Source organism: Pseudoalteromonas sp. TB25 (assembly GCF_000497995.1).
Taxonomy (GTDB): Bacteria; Pseudomonadota; Gammaproteobacteria; order Enterobacterales; family Alteromonadaceae; genus Pseudoalteromonas; species Pseudoalteromonas distincta.
Genome location: NZ_AUTI01000416.1, coordinates 17,435 through 35,272, shown reverse-complemented (window position 1 = coordinate 35,272; position 17,838 = coordinate 17,435). Strand labels below are relative to the sequence as shown.

Here is a 17,838-nt window from a genome sequence, read left to right as displayed (position 1 = left end):
GGCTGATGTATCTTGCGCAGTAAATTGCCATGTAGGGTTTAGTGCAGCCAGTGCAAGTACTTCTTTGCCTGTGCCTGCCCCTACTACCAAAATATGCGCATTGTCGCTTAGCGTTGCTTGTAGTTGCGCATTAGTGAGCTGATGTAATAATTCATAACCAGGCACTAAACGGGTTATGCGGCTATCGTATTGTGTTGCTTGCTCGCCTGTAAACGTTGGCATTGTATCTCCTTGTTTTCAGTAATGTTGCTTATAAAACTTCAACTGTGGAATATCCACCTGGCTTTTTGGCTACATGCACTTGAGTGGCTACACGCTCGCTCATTTGTGTTACGTGCGATATAACGCCTACTTTTCTGCCTTGTGCTTGCAAAGAATCCAAAGCGTCCATTGCAATGCTTAGGGTTTCGCTGTCTAACGTACCAAACCCTTCGTCAATAAACAAAGAATTGATTTGTACTTTGTTAGACGAAAGCGATGCTAAACCAAGTGCAAGCGCTAGCGATACTAAAAATGACTCACCGCCCGAGAGCGTATTAACAGAGCGTTGCTCGTCGGCCATGTCGCGGTCGATAATTGCAATGTCGAGCGTTTGCGCTATGGCGGTTAATTCGTAGCGTTTGTTGAGTGTTTTTAAATGGCTGTTGGCATAGTGCAGTAATATTTTTAACGTTTGTGTTTGTGCTAAGTTACGCATGGTTTTACCCGTTGCATCGCCCAATACTTTATTAAGCAAGTGCCACTGCTCTACCTGTGTTTTAAGCGTAGTTAACTCAGCTTGTTTGCCTTCAAGCACCTTTGCGTTTTGGTTGTGTTGCTCTATAGCGGTATTAGTTGCTAGTAATGAATTTTGCAGCTGCGTTTGTTGCTCATTTAAGCTGCTTAATTGCGTACTTAAAGCCTCTGCACTTTGTGTTGGCTTATCGCTACTGTTGTGTTTTTCAAGCGTAAGTTGCTGCTGTTTTAATGCGGCATTTGCATCTGTTAACGCTTGAGTTAACTGCTCGTGTTGATTTAAATGCGCTTTAATAGTCTCGCTACTTAGCGTTAGTAAAATTTTGATCTGTTCGTGCGTTACGTCGCTGTATTGCGCTTTAAAGTCAGCAAACCACTGGTTGTAACGTGCCTCAAGTGTTGCTAGTTCTTGGCTGTTTTCAAGTAAGCGTTGCTCCACATTTTTAAGCGTTATAGCGTGCTCATCTCGTTGTTTTATCGCGTCGTCATAGGCTTTTTGGCTCGCTTGAACCTGCGATTGTTTTTGCTCTTGCTCACTTGTGAGTTTTGCTTGGTAGTCGTCTGCGCTTATTTGCTCGTTATTAAATAAAGCTGAGCGCTCACTTTGTACAGCGTCTAATAGCTCTTTTGCTTTTACAAACTCTTCATTAAGTGCTTTTAACGATTGCTCGCTTTTACTAACAAGCGGGGTAAGCTGCTTTATTTGCTCATTAGCTGTGTCTTGGCGCTTTTGGCTTTGCTCAAGTTGCGTTTGAGTTTGCTGATACTGTGTAACCTGCTTGTTCAGCTCGGTAAGTTCAAGCGTATTGGCTTGTAGTTGCTGCCAAAAATCATTGTTTTCAAATTGATTATTGAGTGTTGTACCCAGCTCGTTAATTTGTGCACTAAGCTCGCTATGCTTACTCGTTAACTGGTTTTGCTGGTGTGTAAGCTCAAGGTGTTTATTACTCAGTTGCTGCTGTACTTGCTGCTCTGCTTTAAGTGCTGCTTGTAGCTCGTTTACTTTGGTTTGCAATGTACGTTGACGTTTTTGTTGCTCAAAGTATTGCGCTTTTTGCTGCGTTAATTGCTTATAAGTTACTTCAAGCTGATCAGGCGTTAAGTCGTTAAGCTCACTACGTGCACCTTGCATGGTATTTTTAATGTCGAGCTGTTTGGCTTTTGCTGTTTGTATTATTTGCTCAAGTTGTCCGTGTTCAGCAGTTAATACAGCATGTTGAGTTTGATGTTTATGCAGCTCGCTTTGTGCATGGTCAAATTGCTTTTTAGCGGTATTAAAAGCATTTTCAAAATCAGTAATTAAGTTATTTAATTGCTGATTTTGATTTACCGCATACGGATGCTCCGTTGCGCCGCACACTAAACAAGGCTCATTAGGGCGAAGCTCAGTGCGTAAATGCTCTACGTTTTCGCTGGCTCTTAAGCGCGCTTGGTTAAGTGCGTACTCGCTGCCTTTAAGTGCTTGCTCGCTGGTTATTAAATGCTGATTAAGTAAAGCATGGGCTTGCTGGCTTTCATTTAGCTGCTGATTGAGCACTTGCTGGCGTTGAGTGCTTTGTTTTAGCTCTGCGTTAAATTGCTTATAGCGCTCTCGCTGCTCTTTTAAGTAATCAATACTTTTTAGCTGCGCGTCGCAGTGCTCTGCATTAAATTCATTAAGCTGAGTATTTAAAACCTGCAAAGCTGACTGCTCGCTCGTAAGTAACGCCTCGCACTGCTGCACTTTATTATTTTGTGTATTTAATCGCTCGCTCTGACCTGCAAGCTCGGTATTAAGAGTTTGGCTTTGTGCAAGGTTTGCAGTTAATTGCTGCTGTGCATTTAAGTAAGTATTAAAGCTTTGCTGATAGTAGCTCCAGTCTTTTGCTAAAACGTGCAGCTGTGCATGCTCATTAAGCCATTGCTGGCTTTTAGTTGAGTCGGTATTAGCGAGCTCTAGCTCGTTATTGCTTTGTTTAAGCTGCTGTGTGAGCTCATCAAGTTGAGTTTGCTCTTTGGTTATTTGCGACTCTGTGCCTTTTACAGCTTGAGTTTGCAAAGCAATGCTGCTGTCGAGCTCTCTCGCTTTTGCTATAACGGGCGCTGCATTTTGTTTTTGCTCATTGGCGTTATTAAGTAGCTCAGTATGCTTAGCAAGCGCGGTGTTACGCTCGTTAATTACCGCTAAATGATCAACACTTTTAAGTGATGTTATTTGCTGATCTAACGCCGTATTTTGATCGGTTAATTGAGTAAAACGGCTGCGGTTATCTTTTATTTCAAGCGCCTGCTTGGCTTGTTTTGCTTGCTCGCTTTGATCAACGATACTTTCAAGCGCTGAGCTTGCTTGTTGCTGGGTTTGCTGTGCCTGCAGTAAGCTTTGCTCAAGCACTGTAGCTTGCTGATACCAGTTAAGTGCTTTTTCGGTTTTGGTTAGCTCTTTTTTAGTGTGTTCGGTTTGCGCTTTTAAATCGGTTAACTTGGTTTGTTGTAACTCAAGTTCATCGGTCGTTAATAAGGTATAGCTTTGAAGGCCTGCTTTGAGCGCTTCAAGCTTTGCCACTTGCTCTTTATGGCGCTCAAAAATACGCACACCAATACGGCTAAATTTATCGGTGCCTGTTAAGCACTCCAAAAGTTGCGCTCGCTCATCGCCAGTGGCTTTTAAAAATGCAGCAAACTCATGTTGCGCTAAAAGTACGGCACGGGAGAACTGCTCAAAGTTAAGCCCTATTTTACTCTCAACTTCTTTTATTGTGTGGCTTTTGTCAGCTATTAAGGTTTCGTCTGGCAGGGTTACTAAGGTGTGCTCTGCTACTTTAAGTTTGCCAGTTACCTTTTTATGAGTGCGTGAAACTGTATAACGCGCGCGGTAAAGCTGTTTATCTTGCCCTAAAAAGTCAACCTCGGCGTAGCCTTCCCATGTACCTCGGCGAAGTAGGTTCCGCGCATCATTAAGCTTAATGCTGTCGCCATTAAACTCAATTAAGTTACCTTTATCGCCGCGTAGCCTCGCTGTTTTTGTATAAAGGGCTAAACATATCGCATCTAAAAAAGTACTTTTACCAGCGCCGGTATCGCCTGTTATCGCAAATAAGCCTGCATCTTTTAATGGGGCTTGAGTAAAGTCTATTTCAGCATCAACTATTGAAGCTAAATTATGAATACGAACTGCGGTTATTTTCATAGTTGTTCTTGCTCCGTAAGCTCGTTTATCACATCACTTAAAAGTGCTTTTAGCTCATCGGGTACGCTTTGCCCTGCCATATCTTTATCGTTTGCAAATGCTTGTTCTAATAAGTTAAGCGGGTTGAGCATTTCAACTTCGCTTAAATCTTCAAATACGGTGTTGTCGTCATTTTGAGTCGATTGCTCACGTACACGTTCAATACCACAAAATTTAATATGCTTGCCTTCAAGTGCTTGTTCTATTTGTTCTCTGAAGGTGGTGTCGGTATCGCTTGATTTAAGCTTTACACGTAAATAAGGCGCTGTTGTATTTTGTGCGGTGTCGAGCGCTTTAATTTGCTCGCATAGTTCGCTTAATGGCACACACTCCCCTTTTGGTAAAACAATTACATCGGCAGAGCGCGGAATGTAAAGGGGGTTTACAGTTGTACTAACATGTTGTTTTTCATCAATAGTAAACTCAACAATATTTACTTGGTGCGTGTAGTTACGTTCTGAAAACGACATAGGTATAGGTGTGCCGCTGTAGCGAATAATATCGCTTTTAGCGACTTGTTGCGCTTTGTGTAAATGACCAAGGGCAACATAGTTGGCTTGTTTACCAAATACATTGGCTGAAATAGACTCCTCACCACCTATCACTAAGTTACGCTCAGAATCACTTGAAATATCCCCGCCTTTTGCGTGTAAATGCCCCATAACTATTAATGGTGAGTTTTGCTCGTTTATATTAGTAGCTTGTTCTAGTGCAAGCTCGTAAGCTTTTGCAACGCCTTGAGCATAACTAGGGCCGCTTTCGGTTTGGCTAAGTAAACTTACATCGCTTGCGCGTAAAAATGGCATAGCGACGATTACAGCGCGTTTACCATTGGTATTTATGGTAATAATAGTTTCATCGGGTGTTGCGACATCAAAGCGCCCTACTACGTGCGTATCAAATTGCGCTAATAATGGCTGAGCAGCCAAAATACGATTTGCAGAGTCGTGGTTACCCGCAATAATTACTACGTGTAATTGTGGGGATGCCTTTTTGGCGTCTTTAATAAATTGGTAAAGCTGATTTTCGGCGCTAGCGCTTGGAGTCGCGGTATGATAAATATCGCCAGCAACTAAAAGTAAGTCTATTTGTTGTTCAACAAGAGTGGCTAATAACCATGTAAAAAAGGCTTGATGTTCAACACGGCGGTCGTGTTCGTAGAATTGTTGGCCAAGGTGCCAATCTGAGGTGTGGAGGACTTTCATGTCGCGCTCTTAATTAAACCGTAAGAGCGCCAATATACCCAAGGCAGTTAAAGATGCAAGCCTAAGCCGTGCATTACCTTAGGTTAAACTGTACCAAGCTGAAAAAACAACCGGTAATGCTAAAAGTGCCATTAATAATGGAATTTTTAACGTTTTAGTTTGTTTTGCGTGTAGCGCCTTTAATGCATTGGTTTCGTTGCACGCTGCTACTTTATCGATATAAAAATAACCCGAATCGAGATACTGCTTACAGTTATTCTCACTTGCTGGAATCGCAATTAGTTCTTGTTGTTTTTTTAGGATGTAAAAATCCATAAGCCCACCGCATTTCTTGCTAGTAATCGATATTAATTTGAGGATAAATGTGACGAATTTATTTGCCTCAAATAAAAAGGTTGGCGATTTTAAATATAAACTGCACTAAAAATCAACCTAAAATTGCACTATTTATCATTTATCGTAAAAATAGCGAATATTAAGGAAGTTCGGCAATATTTGAGCCAATAATTCAGCTGTTTTCACTGTGTTTTTGTTCAGTAGAGTGTGCTTTTAGCTCATTTTACTTGTTGGAAATTTGAGACACTTATACATAGGATTATTGGTTTACCTCATAATGCTAAAGCAATACTTTTTTAGCAAAGTAGGTAAAGTTAATGTGCTTTTTCCGAGCTCTAAAACTTGTATTTAATAACTCAAAACCATTATTAAAACCCACTTTTGTAAACCCCCTTTACAGTTTTTATTTATTCGTATTTTGTTACAAAATAATTGTACTTTTCAATCTAATAAACTAAGTGAACATCACCCTAAAAATATGGTACTTGGTCGCTAATTTATTGAAGCTAACTGGTATATTTGTCAAAGTATGCTCACAAAATTATATTAGGACTAACAATGAAAAAAATAGGTCTTACGCTAAGTGCTTTTGTATTGCCTTTGGCAATATCTAGTGCGGTTATGGCGTCTTCGGTTGAGCAAACAAAAGGTTCTTTTGTTGATAAATTTCGTCAATTAGACGAAGCGCTTCCTACACCCAACGTTTATCGTAGTGCCGCTGGCGAACCAGGTGAAAAATACTGGCAGCAACGTGTAAACTACGATATTGATGTAAAGCTAGATGAAAAAAAGCACCGTATTACCGGTAGCCAAAGCATTGAATATAAAAATAACTCTCCGCATACACTTAAATATTTATGGTTACAGTTAGATCAAAATATTTTTAAAAGTGATTCTATTGCCGAAACAACTAAAACGTTTAAAAGCACTTTAGAAAGCCTACCAGCTCAAAAGCCTGCTAAATTAAGTTTAGGTGACTTACGCCGTCAGCAATTTATGAGCGACAACGAACTGGGTTATACAATCAGTGGCGTAAAGGATGACGATGGTAAAGAGCTACGCGTAACTGTAGTTGATACTTTAATGCGCATTGATTTAAACGAGCCATTAAAACCAGGTAAAGAAGTAGAATTTAGCATGAACTTTGCCTTCAACATTGTTGAAGAAGATGCTGTAGGTGCACGTTCTGGTTACGAGCACTTTGAAGAAGATGGCAACGACATATTCTTAATTGCTCAGTGGTTCCCTCGCTTAGCGGCTTATACCGATTACGAGGCATGGACAAACAAGCCATTTTTAGGCTCTGGTGAGTTTACGCTTGAGTTTGGTGATTACGATGTTGAGATTACTGTTCCTGCGGATCACATTGTATCGGCAACAGGTAAGCTTGATAACGCGAGCAAAGTACTTACAAGTACTCAGCGCAAACGTTTAAAGCAAGCTGAAACATCTAAGCGTCCTGTATTTATTGTTAACGCAGAAGAAGCGCTAGAAAACGAAAAAGAAGGCACCGACAAAACTAAAACGTGGCACTTTAAAGCACAGAATGTTCGTGACTTTGCTTGGGCGTCGTCTCGTAAGTTTATGTGGGATGCAAAAGGTTATCAACAAGGTGGTGACGTTCAGCCTTTAGTTATGGCAATGTCGTTCTTCCCTAAAGAAGGTGGTGACTTATGGAAAAAGTACTCAACTGAAGCGGTAGTACACACAATGGAAGTGTACTCTAAGTATTCTTTTGATTACCCGTACCCAACTGCACAGTCGGTTAACGGCCCAGTTGGTGGTATGGAATACCCAATGATTACCTTTAACGGTCCGCGTACTAAGTTACAAGATGACGGTACTCGTACTTATTCTCAGGCTGAAAAGCGCTTTTTACTTGGCGTAGTTATTCATGAAGTGGGTCATATTTACTTTCCGATGATTGTGAACTCAGATGAGCGCCAATGGACGTGGATGGATGAAGGCTTAAACAGCTTTTTAGATGGTGTTGCTGGTCGTGAATGGGATCCTACTATTCCTTGGGGTGTTGAGCCTCGCGATATAGTGAGCTACATGAAGTCAGAAGTCCAAGTACCAATTATGACTCAGTCAGACAGCGTATTACGTTTAGGCCCTAATGCTTATACTAAACCTGCCGCAGCCCTTAATATTTTACGTGAAGTAATTTTAGGCCGTGACTTATTCGACTTTGCATTTAAAGAGTATGCTCAGCGCTGGAAATACAAGCGCCCTACCCCAGCCNCACAATGGAAGAAGCCTCTGGTGTTGATTTAGATTGGTTTTGGCGTGGCTGGTTTTACACCACAGACCATGTTGATATCTCTTTAGATAAGGTATATCAACTACGTTTAGACACTAAAAACCCTGATATTGATTACAGCCGTTTACGTGATATTGAAGCAGATAAGCCTACGTCATTATTTGTTGAGCGTAACCGCGCCGAAGGTAAAAAAACATGGGTTGAGCAAAACCCTGATGTTACCGATTTTTATGACGAAAACGACCGCTTTACTGTAACCAATAAAGAACGTAACTCGTACAATAAGTTTTTAAAAGGCTTAGAGCCGTGGGAGCGTAAAACGCTTGAACGTGCTTTAGAAGAAGATAAAAACTACTACGTTATGGAATTTTCAAACCTAGGTGGTTTGGTAATGCCTATATTACTTGAGCTAACATATGAAGATGGCACAACTGAAGAGCGTTATATTCCTGCTGAAATTTGGCGTCGTAATTATAAAAATGTTCAAAAGCTAATTGTTACCGATAAAAACAAACCGCTTGTATCAGTTACTGTAGATCCTAATTGGGAAACTGCGGATGTAGATATTGAAAATAATAACTACCCTCGTCGCATTATTCCTTCACGTATTGAAGTGTTTAAAAAGGAAAAGAGTAAAGCTAAAGTAAGTCGCGATATCATGCAAGATATTAAAACTGAGCTTAAAACTGATGAGAAGAAAGACGAAAAAGATAACGGTGAGGAGCCGCAATAATGCGCTTTTTGCTTATTATTGTTTGCTTTTTAGCTGCTGCGCCGAGTATGGCGCATCAACTAAAATCGTCAGTTACAACCGTGCTTTTTAATAAACGAACGCATAATGTTGAGTTAATGCATCGTTTTTATTTACATGATACCGAACACGCCGTAGGCACATTGTTTAAAGGCAAAATCGATATTATTAGTAATAAAGCCGACCAACAGCGTTTTGCTAAATATGTTGAATCGCATGTTGCTCTACAAACATTAAGTGGTGAGCCTTTACCACTTAGCTTTGTAGGGGCGCAAGTAGATGGTAAGTTTTTTTGGGTTTACCAAGAAGCACCAATTCCTGAAAACATTGAAGGAATTAAAATGAACAATGGCGCGCTTCGTGATTTATGGCCATCTCAGGTAAATATGGTAAACGTTGAGGGCAAAGGTAAGATTAAAACCTTAAACTTTGCACAAGATGATACTTGGCTCGAAGCCCGCTTTGAGCAAAAATAACAGTTAAAACTTCCCCAACCAACGCGCACTGCAGTTAATGTGCGCGTTTTCTTTATACGTTTAAACTGCGTTCATTTTTTATCTGGTATATGTAAATTTACGTAAAAACTGGTAGTTCAATTTGTATATTTACCATTTTTTGCGCATGCTACAACTACCAATTATATTTACTGTATTATCAATAGATTGATAGCAGTCAAATAAATAATTTAAATATAGTTAGTTTCATTTATCCCTTTAGCTATAACTGGCTTGGGCATAAGCAGTAGAGAATTTTATGTTTAAATTTTATTTAGTAATAACTAAATTCAGGGAATGATATGACTACTCAGGTTGAGGCCATTTTTGGAGTGATTTTTGATTTAGATGGAACATTAGTTTCATCCGAACTAGATTTTACATTAATTAAAGCCCAAATAGGTTGCCCTTGCGAGCAAGACTTGCTTGATTACATTGCTCAGTTGCCCTCACCGTATATGCGTGAAGAGGCAATGAATATAGTTCACCAACACGAATTAATAGACGCACAACATGCCAGTATTTTACCTGGGGTGAGTGAAGCTATTAATGCTTTAAAGTCTAAAAATATACCGATGGCAATTGTTACTCGCAATTTTGATAAAGCGGCTGCAATTAAATTACAAAATAACCCACTTCCTATTAGTACAGTTTTAACAAGAAGCGATGCACCTGCAAAACCAGATCCTAGTGCGTTAAATGCTATTGCTACACTTTGGAACATAAATGCCAGAAACTTACTTTATGTAGGAGATTACCTTTACGATATTCAAGCTGCGCATAATGCAAATATGCGTGCATGTTTATACGCTCCAGAGTTAACGCCAGCTTACGCCGATCAGGCCGATTACGTTTTACATGACTTTGCTGACTTAGTGACATTAGTTGAGAGTTATTCTGAAAAAATAGAGTTATGTTAAATAGCATGCCATTTGATTTATTCTGAAATGAGTATGTAGTTATAAAAGTTTTTATTAATCAAGTTTTGCCCATTGCGGAGCTAGCCCAATACGTTTTGAATTGGTAAAATACCGCAAAACGTAACGTATTCATTAGGGGCACAAAATGGGCAGAGCATTTGTAGTTCGTCAAAGTTCTATGATCAAAACAGCCAATGCAAAAACAAAAGTAAACTCAAAGTACGGCAAAGAGATTTACGTTGCAGCAAAAAGTGGTGATCCCGATCCCGAAGTAAACCAAATACTTCGCCGTCTAATCGAAAAAGCTAAAAAAGACCAAGTACCCGCACACGTTATCGAAAAAGCAATTGAAAAAGCAGCCGGTGGCGCAGGAGAAGATTACTCTGTTGCCCGTTATGAAGGCTATGGCCCTGGTAACTGCATGGTTATTGTTGACTGTTTAACTGATAATCCAAACCGTACTATCAAAGATGTACGTTTACCATTTACTAAAACAGACTCAAAAATTGGTACTCCTGGCTGTGTAGCGCATATGTTTGATCATTATGCGGTACTTGGCTTTGCAGGCGATGACGATGAAGTCGTATTAGAAGCATTAATGATGGCTGATGTTGATGTAAGCGATGTTGAAGCCGAGGACGGTAAAATATCGGTATTTGCACCGCCAACAGAATACTTTAAAGCTAAAACTGCCCTTGAAGACGCATTTGAAGTCATTAACTTTGAAGTAGATGAAATTACGTTTATCCCTCAAGTTAATATTGAAATTGAAGACGAAGAAGTTATTGCTAACTTTGATAAGTTTATAAATATGCTTGAAGATTGTGACGATGTACAAAATATTTATCACAATGCCATTGTAAAAAATTAAACGTAAACGTTTAAAAGCTTTAAAAAGCGTGTTTTGTGTATGCAAAACACGCTTTTTTACGTTTGAATAAATGTTAGATATTCATGTGTATTATCTATATACCTTTAAAATGCCTTAAAAGTGCTGTTATTCTAATTTTAGGCGATAAAAAACCAGCTTAAAAGCTGGTTTAGTACTTAATTTTAACTTTGATTAAGCAGTTAAAGCGTATTCGATTTTTGTACTTTATATTTTATACGGTAGCTATGTAGTAGTGGTTCAGTGTAACCACTAGGTTGCGTTACGCCCTCTAAAACCAGTGCAAGTGCAGCTTGAAACGCAATGCTGTTATTGAGGGTTTCTTCGCTTGTTGCCATGGGTGTATACGCAGTGTCATGCTCGTTTTGTCCATCAACCACTTTGGCCATTTTAGCCATGGTTGATTTTATTTGCGCCTGTGAGCACACGCCATTTAGCAGCCAATTAGCCATATGCTGGCTTGAAATACGCAGTGTGGCTCTGTCTTCCATTAGCCCGATATGGTTAATGTCGGGTACTTTTGAGCAGCCAACGCCTTGATCAATCCAGCGTACAACGTAACCTAAAATACCTTGTGCGTTATTTTCTAGCTCACTTTGAATATCTTCTTTTGAAAGCGTTTTAGGGTCTGTCATTAGCGGCGGAGTAAGCAAGTCATTAAGGCTCGCAATAGTACGTTTAGCTATACTTTGCTGCTCAGTAAATACGTTTATATCGTGATAATGCATTGCATGCAGGGTAGCGGCTGTAGGGGAGGGCACCCATGCTGTATTAGCGCCTGATTTAGGATGCGCTTGTTTTTGCTCCAGCATTAATGCCATTTTATCTGGCATTGGCCACATGCCTTTACCTATTTGGGCCTTATGGCTTAAGCCACAAGCAAGGCCAATATCGACATTGCGATCCTCATAAGCTTGTATCCACGGTTGCTGTTTAATCTGTGCTTTTGGAAGCACAACACCCGCTTGCATAGAGGTATGAATTTCATCGCCTGTGCGGTCTAAAAACCCAGTATTTATAAATACAACACGCTCTTTAGCTGCATAAATACAGGCTTTTAGGTTTACAGAAGTACGGCGTTCCTCATCCATAATCCCCATTTTAAGCGTGTTTTTAGGTAAGCTTAGCGCTTCCTCTACTAAGCTAAATAAAGTGTTAGTAAACGCAACCTCTTCAGGGCCATGCATTTTTGGTTTTACTATATTAATACTTTGCGCGCTTGAGTTTTTTATACCTGTTTTTTTATTTAGGTCGTGCAGGGCAGCGGTGGCTGTAAACATCGCATCCATAATGCCTTCAAATACCGGTTGATTAAACACATCGGTAATAGCAGGGTTCGTCATTAAATGGCCAACGTTTCTTACAAACATCATGCTTCGGCCTTTTAAAGTAACGGTGCCGCCGTCAAGTGCGGTGTATGTTTTATCACTTTGCAGGGTACGCTCAACAGTTTTATCGCCTTTTTTAAACGATTCAACTAAGTTACCTTGCATCAACCCAAGCCAATTTTTATAAACTTGTACTTTGTCTTCTGCATCTACCGCAGCTACTGAATCTTCACAATCCATAATGGTGGTAAGCGCGGCCTCTAGCACTACATCTTTTAAGCCTGCTTTATCTGCTTGGCCAATAATGTGGTGGTGATCGATATGTAACTCTATATGTAGGTCATTGTTTTTTAATAACACTACAGTTGGGTTTTGTGCTTCTCCTTGATAACCAATAAGCTGAGATGGGTTAGCTAATGTGGTTTGAGAGCTGTCACGCAAGGTAATTAAAAGTGCGCCATCTACTACTGAGTAATTCGTGCTTTCTATATGGGAGCCATTGGTCAGCGGCAATGCTTTATCTAAAAACTGGCGAGCGTAGGCCATTACCTTAAAACCACGAACAGGGTTGTAGGTATTACCTTTTTCAGCCCCGTCATCTTCGCTTAACACATCAGTACCATATAAGGCGTCGTATAACGAGCCCCAGCGAGCGTTAGCGGCATTAAGAGCAAAGCGTGCATTACTTACAGGCACAACCAACTGAGGGCCTGCTGTAAGGGCCACTTCGGGCTCTACATTTTGGGTTTCAATTTCAAAGTTGGCAGGCTCTTTAACTAAATAGCCAATATCTTGCAAAAAGGCTTGGTATTTAGCGCTATCCCAGGTTTTATTAGCAAGATGGTAGTCGTCTATTTGCTGTTGAAGCAGCTCTCGCTTTTCAAGCAGTGCCTTATTTATAGGGGTAAGTGTTTGAACGATATGTGCAAAACTTTGCCAAAATTGTGACTCACTTAAGTGAGTGCCAGGGAGTAATTGATTTTTAACGAAATCAGCGAGTTGTGTGTCTACGCTGAGTCCTGAATGTGTGAGAGTGTGGGACATAGTTGCCTTCCTTTAAACGGTCGCGATGTTGTTGTGTGCTTGTGCATAAGGCAACAATAACTCAAAAAGGCAATGTTGAGTGCTTTTTAGCCATTCACAAAATGTATAGCCACAATAACAACTATAAATTTACTAAATCTAGAAAAGGAGCCTAATGTTGAATCAAGCGCTACGGAACACACTCCTAGCCACTCTCACAACATTAAAATAATTTATACACTCGTTCGAAGGATTTTATTATGACAACATATCAACGCGAAACAGACACACTTTCTACTCTTTGCCAAACACAAGGCAGCGCATGGAAAGCTATTAACCCTGAATACGCAAGTCGCATGCGTTTACAAAACCGTTTTCGCACAGGGATTGAAATTGCGCAATACACAGCAGACGTAATGCGTGAAGATATGGCTGNNNNAAGCCAGTACACGCAATCTTTAGGCTGTTGGCATGGCTTTACTGCCCAACAAATGATGATGGCTATTAAGCGCCATCAAAAAACAACTAAACGCAGCTATGTATACTTAAGTGGCTGGATGGTTGCAGCGCTTCGCTCTGCATTTGGTCCGCTGCCAGATCAAAGCATGCATGAAAAAACATCGGTACCTGCGCTAATTGAAGAAATTTACACGTTTTTAAAGCAAGCTGATGCACGTGAACTAGATCACTTGTTTAACGACCTAGATGAAGCAAAAGCGAACGGCGGCGATGTTCAAGCTGTTATTGATAAAATAGACAACTTTGAAACCCATGTTGTGCCAATTATTGCTGATATTGATGCCGGTTTTGGTAACGAAGAAGCAACTTACTTACTGGCTAAAAAAATGATTGAAGCCGGTGCATGTGCCATTCAAATAGAAAACCAAGTATCTGACGCCAAACAATGTGGTCACCAAGCGGGTAAAGTGACCGTTCCACACGAAGACTTTTTAGCAAAAATTAACGCAGTACGTTACGCCTTTTTAGAGCTAGGTATTGATAACGGCATTATTGTGGCGCGTACAGATTCATTAGGCGCCAGCCTTACTCAAAAAGTACCTGTGTCGCAAACACCAGGTGATTTAGCAAGCCAATACAATGCATTTTTAGAAACTACGCCAATTAACGGTGTTGATGATTTAAATGAAGGCGATACGGCAATGAAAATTAATGGCCAGTTATGTAAACCAACTCGCCTAGATAACGGTTTATACCAGTTCCGCGAAGGCACTGAAAAAGACCGCGTAGTATTAGATTGTATTACTAGCTTGCAGTCGGGCGCTGATTTACTGTGGATTGAAACAGAAAAACCACATGTTAAACAAATTGCAGAACTGGTGAATCGTGTAAAAGAACAGGTGCCAAATGCAAAACTGGTATACAACAACTCGCCTTCGTTTAACTGGACCCTTAAGTTTCGTGAGCAAGTGTATCAAGAGTGGGAAGAAGCTGGCCGTGACCTTAGTGCTTACCCAGGCCTTGGCGATAATAAAGGCCTTATGGCACCAGAAATGGATGCAACAGAGCTTGCACAAGCAGCCGATTTACTAGTGCAAAACTTCCAGCGCGATGGCGCACGTGAAGCAGGTATTTTCCATCACTTAATTACTCTGCCTACGTACCATACAGCTGCGCTAAGCACTGATATTTTATCAGAAGGTTACTTTGGCGATATGGGTATGCTGGCTTACGTGCGTGATGTACAACGCCAAGAAATTCGCCGCGAGCAAGCTTCTGTTAAGCACCAAGACCTAGCAGGGTCTAACATGGGCGATACACACAAAGAATACTTCTCTGGTGATAACGCGCTAAAAGCCGGTGGTGAAGACAACACCATGAACCAGTTTTAATTCCTAACTAGATAGTGTTACTCAAGGGCCAATAGGCCCTTTTTTATTGTTTTAATTTTTATTTAGATCAGATTTTAACTAACCTGAGCTCTGGTTAAGAGATTTACTAACGTATTAAATCATGGTGATATTTGAATTTTTTCTCTAGCCAGAGATTTTCAGTCAAAACAAGGCGAATTTACGCGTCAATAGCTAGCCTATTGCAAGTAAATTCAACGCAGTTAGGGCTGAAAATAGCTGCTCGAGATAGATTTATTATCCAGAGTTCAGGTTAACCAAATCATGTTGGATCACTATTTAACTACCTGAGTGAATTTACAGATCAGAGTTTAACTAACCTTTCATAAAAGGGCATATTTGGGGTGATTTTGCTGTAAAAAGCGTTTACAACAACTTTAAAAGGCAGGTAAGTGACTGATTTTTGCTTTAATAGACAAACTTAGCGAATTTATAAACCGATTTTTTACTAACTTCTCCGTACGATAAAACAAAATTTTACTAACTGATAGGCTATAAACAGTGACTCAAACCGATTTTTTACCAACTCAAGTTGCAAAAAATGCTATAAACCGAAATTTTACTAACTGAAGTTTTAGCTAAGTCCGATATTTAACTGTCACAGAAGTGTAAAGGGGGTTTACAGTTTGAATACTACGGCGATAAATACAAAAGCCACTTATTTAAAGTGGCTTTTATTTGAGCTATAAATATTATACTAATTTTAGGTTATTTAGTGTGTTTATCAAACCACCATTGAATATAAGCAACTTTGGTCATTAAGTTTGATGGGCGAGCTGTAATACCATGCGATGCATCAGGAATTCGCACCATTGCAGTATCAACGCCTTGTAGTTTTAATGCTTGATAAAACTGTTCAGTTTCTGAAATTGGTGTTCGGTAGTCAGATTCCCCAGTGAGCAACATAGTAGGAGTTTTGACGTTTCCAACATAGCTAATAGGCGAGCGTTTCATGTAATGCTCAATGTGATCCCATGGTTTACCTGGGAACCAATAATCAGCAAAAAACGGGTAAAAATCGGCAGTTAGTACAAAACTGATCCAATTAATAACCGGTTTGGCAACTACAGCCGCAGCAAAGCGATCTGTATGACCCACAATCCATGCAGTTAATACACCGCCACCAGAGCCACCGGTTACAAACAATTTAGACTCGTCAATAAAGCCTTTCGCTATTAGCGCATCAACACCTGTCATTAAGTCGTCAAAATCGTTACTTGGGTAATTGTGATGAATAGTTTGTGCAAACTCTTTACCGTATGAATCACTACCACGTGGGTTCATGTATAAAACGATATTGCCTTTGGCTGCAAAAAGTTGAATTTCAGCGCTAAAATGTGGGCCATAATTAGCGACAGGGCCGCCGTGTATTTCTAGTATTAGCGGATATTTTTTACTGCTATCAAATTCTGGTGGGTAAGCAACCCAACCTTGAATAGGTAACTCATCGTGACTTGATTTAACCCAAATTTCTTCCACTTTAGCCAAAGCTTTGTCGCCCAGTGCATCTGCATTAAGGGTAGTTAAACGCTGCGCTTTACCGCGTTTAATTGTTGCTATATCAGCAGGGCGCTGAGTATCGGCAAGGGTAAAGGCTACTTCGCCATCTTCGCTTACATCAAAGTCGCCACCAGAATAAGGGCGTCCAAAGGCAACGCTGCCAATTTGGGTTGTTATTATTTTTCGCTTGCCACTGCGTGGTTGATAGGCGAGGGCGGTTTGACCTTTATCGGCGTAACTAAAGTACACACCTTTTGAATTGGCACTCCATTTTATTTGACCTACGCTTCTATCAAAATTTGGCGTTAAGCTAGTTGTGTTACCTGTTTTTAAATCACGAATGTAAAGTTGAGCATTTTCGTAGTTAGTGCGTTTATCATCGTAACCTGTGTACACTAAGTAACGACCATCGGGCGATACTTTAGGCTGCTCATCAGGACCATTTCGATCAGTAATTTCAGTTATATTTTGCGAGGCCAAATCGAGTTTATAAATTTCACTATTTGTGGGTTTTAGCTGGTTGTTTGTGTGCCTGTTCGCAGAAAAATAAAGTGATTTACCGTCTTTACTAAAACTTACATCGCCCGCGTTATCAAATTCATCATCAGTGAGTTGTTTAGCATTACCTCCGTTAGCATCTATGGAAAATAATTGGCTAAAACCTTTTTGTGTGTAACCGCCACCATCTGAACGGTAATACACATCATCAATAAATTTGGCGGGCTTTGCCCAGGTTGCGCCTTTTGGTTTACCTGGTAAGCTCACTGGCGCTGAATTAGCGCTTGGGACAAACATGCTAAATATTAATTGGTTAGAATCAGGGCTCCATGTAATCGAACGTGGACTACTCGTTAAGTTACTAATTTTTGCCATAGCACCTGTTTTAAGCCATTTAATATATATTTGGCTGCTGCCATCGCGGGTTGATATAAACGCAAGGCGTTGACCATCAGGAGAGAGTACTGGCGAATAATCCATATGTACGCCAGAGGTTAGCGGCTGCATTTGTTTGGTTTTGTAATCAACAGACCAAATATTACCAACTTTGCGATCTGTTTTTATATCCATTCGGTTACGCACAAAATAAACAGTTTTACCGTCTTCGGTTATATCTATTTGATTAGCATATTCTAAATTAAACACGTCTTGCAGTTGTAGTGTATTTGTTTCAGCGTAGGCTAAATTGCTACAGCCTAAAATGAGGCTAAGTGTTAAAAGCTTTTTCATTTTTATCCCTGTTGTTACTTTTTTTAATTTGCTAAGTAGTTATATGTTAGGGATTATTAAATTAACAGTAGGATGCGATGAAGCTCTTATTTAA

Annotated in this window: 9 protein-coding genes and 2 pseudogenes; 5 read left to right on the top strand and 6 right to left on the bottom strand. The window is 40.2% G+C overall.

Annotated elements, in window-relative coordinates; genetic code table 11:
* The 4 genes and pseudogenes from L652_RS0119810 to L652_RS0119795 form a co-directional block, all read right to left on the bottom strand.
* Positions 1-222 (bottom strand): annotated as a pseudogene (locus tag L652_RS0119810) (class I SAM-dependent methyltransferase); the annotation flags it as partial.
* Positions 223-250: 28 nt separating this feature from the next.
* Positions 251-3,901: an AAA family ATPase gene (locus L652_RS0119805; protein ID WP_024596050.1), complete on the bottom strand. Its 3,651-nt coding sequence runs from the start codon at positions 3,899-3,901 to the stop codon at positions 251-253.
* Positions 3,898-5,145 carry an exonuclease SbcCD subunit D C-terminal domain-containing protein gene (locus L652_RS0119800; RefSeq protein ID WP_024596049.1) on the bottom strand — a complete coding sequence of 416 codons (1,248 nt, stop codon included), beginning with the start codon at positions 5,143-5,145 and terminating at the stop codon, positions 3,898-3,900. Before L652_RS0119800 ends, L652_RS0119805 begins: the two co-directional genes overlap by 4 nt.
* A 78-nt stretch (positions 5,146-5,223) precedes the next feature.
* Complete coding sequence (locus L652_RS0119795) at positions 5,224-5,460, bottom strand: hypothetical protein (protein ID WP_002959190.1); 237 nt, start codon at positions 5,458-5,460, stop codon at positions 5,224-5,226.
* Between the two features lie 579 nt (positions 5,461-6,039).
* Between L652_RS0119795 and L652_RS01000000124195 the strand changes: the two are divergent.
* The 4 genes and pseudogenes from L652_RS01000000124195 (at position 6,040) to L652_RS0119770 (ending at position 10,780) form a co-directional block, all read left to right on the top strand.
* Positions 6,040-8,477: pseudogene (locus L652_RS01000000124195) on the top strand (M1 family metallopeptidase).
* Complete coding sequence (locus tag L652_RS0119780) at positions 8,477-8,971, top strand: DUF6702 family protein (protein ID WP_024596048.1); 495 nt, start codon at positions 8,477-8,479, stop codon at positions 8,969-8,971. The pseudogene L652_RS01000000124195 and the gene L652_RS0119780 overlap by 1 nt, the downstream one beginning before the upstream one ends.
* Before the next feature lie 320 nt (positions 8,972-9,291).
* On the top strand, positions 9,292-9,909 hold the full coding sequence (locus L652_RS0119775; protein WP_002959195.1) for an HAD family hydrolase: 618 nt from the start codon (positions 9,292-9,294) through the stop codon (positions 9,907-9,909).
* A 145-nt stretch (positions 9,910-10,054) separates the two neighbouring features.
* Positions 10,055-10,780, top strand: a complete 726-nt coding sequence (locus L652_RS0119770) for a YebC/PmpR family DNA-binding transcriptional regulator (RefSeq protein WP_024596047.1) — start codon at positions 10,055-10,057, stop codon at positions 10,778-10,780.
* Positions 10,781-10,980: 200 nt separating this feature from the next.
* Here L652_RS0119770 and L652_RS0119765 read toward each other — a convergent pair whose 3' ends face one another.
* The gene (locus L652_RS0119765) at positions 10,981-13,170 is read right to left on the bottom strand and encodes a malate synthase G (RefSeq protein ID WP_024596046.1); all 2,190 of its coding nucleotides are present in this window, start codon (positions 13,168-13,170) and stop codon (positions 10,981-10,983) included.
* Between the two features lie 239 nt (positions 13,171-13,409).
* Here L652_RS0119765 and L652_RS0119760 point away from each other — a divergent pair, with 239 nt between their 5' ends.
* On the top strand, positions 13,410-14,999 hold the full coding sequence (locus L652_RS0119760; RefSeq protein ID WP_024603607.1) for an isocitrate lyase: 1,590 nt from the start codon (positions 13,410-13,412) through the stop codon (positions 14,997-14,999).
* Between the two features lie 726 nt (positions 15,000-15,725).
* Here L652_RS0119760 and L652_RS0119755 read toward each other — a convergent pair.
* Positions 15,726-17,744: a S9 family peptidase gene (locus tag L652_RS0119755; RefSeq protein ID WP_024596045.1), complete on the bottom strand. Its 2,019-nt coding sequence runs from the start codon at positions 17,742-17,744 to the stop codon at positions 15,726-15,728.
* Positions 17,745-17,838: the final 94 nt, after the last annotated feature.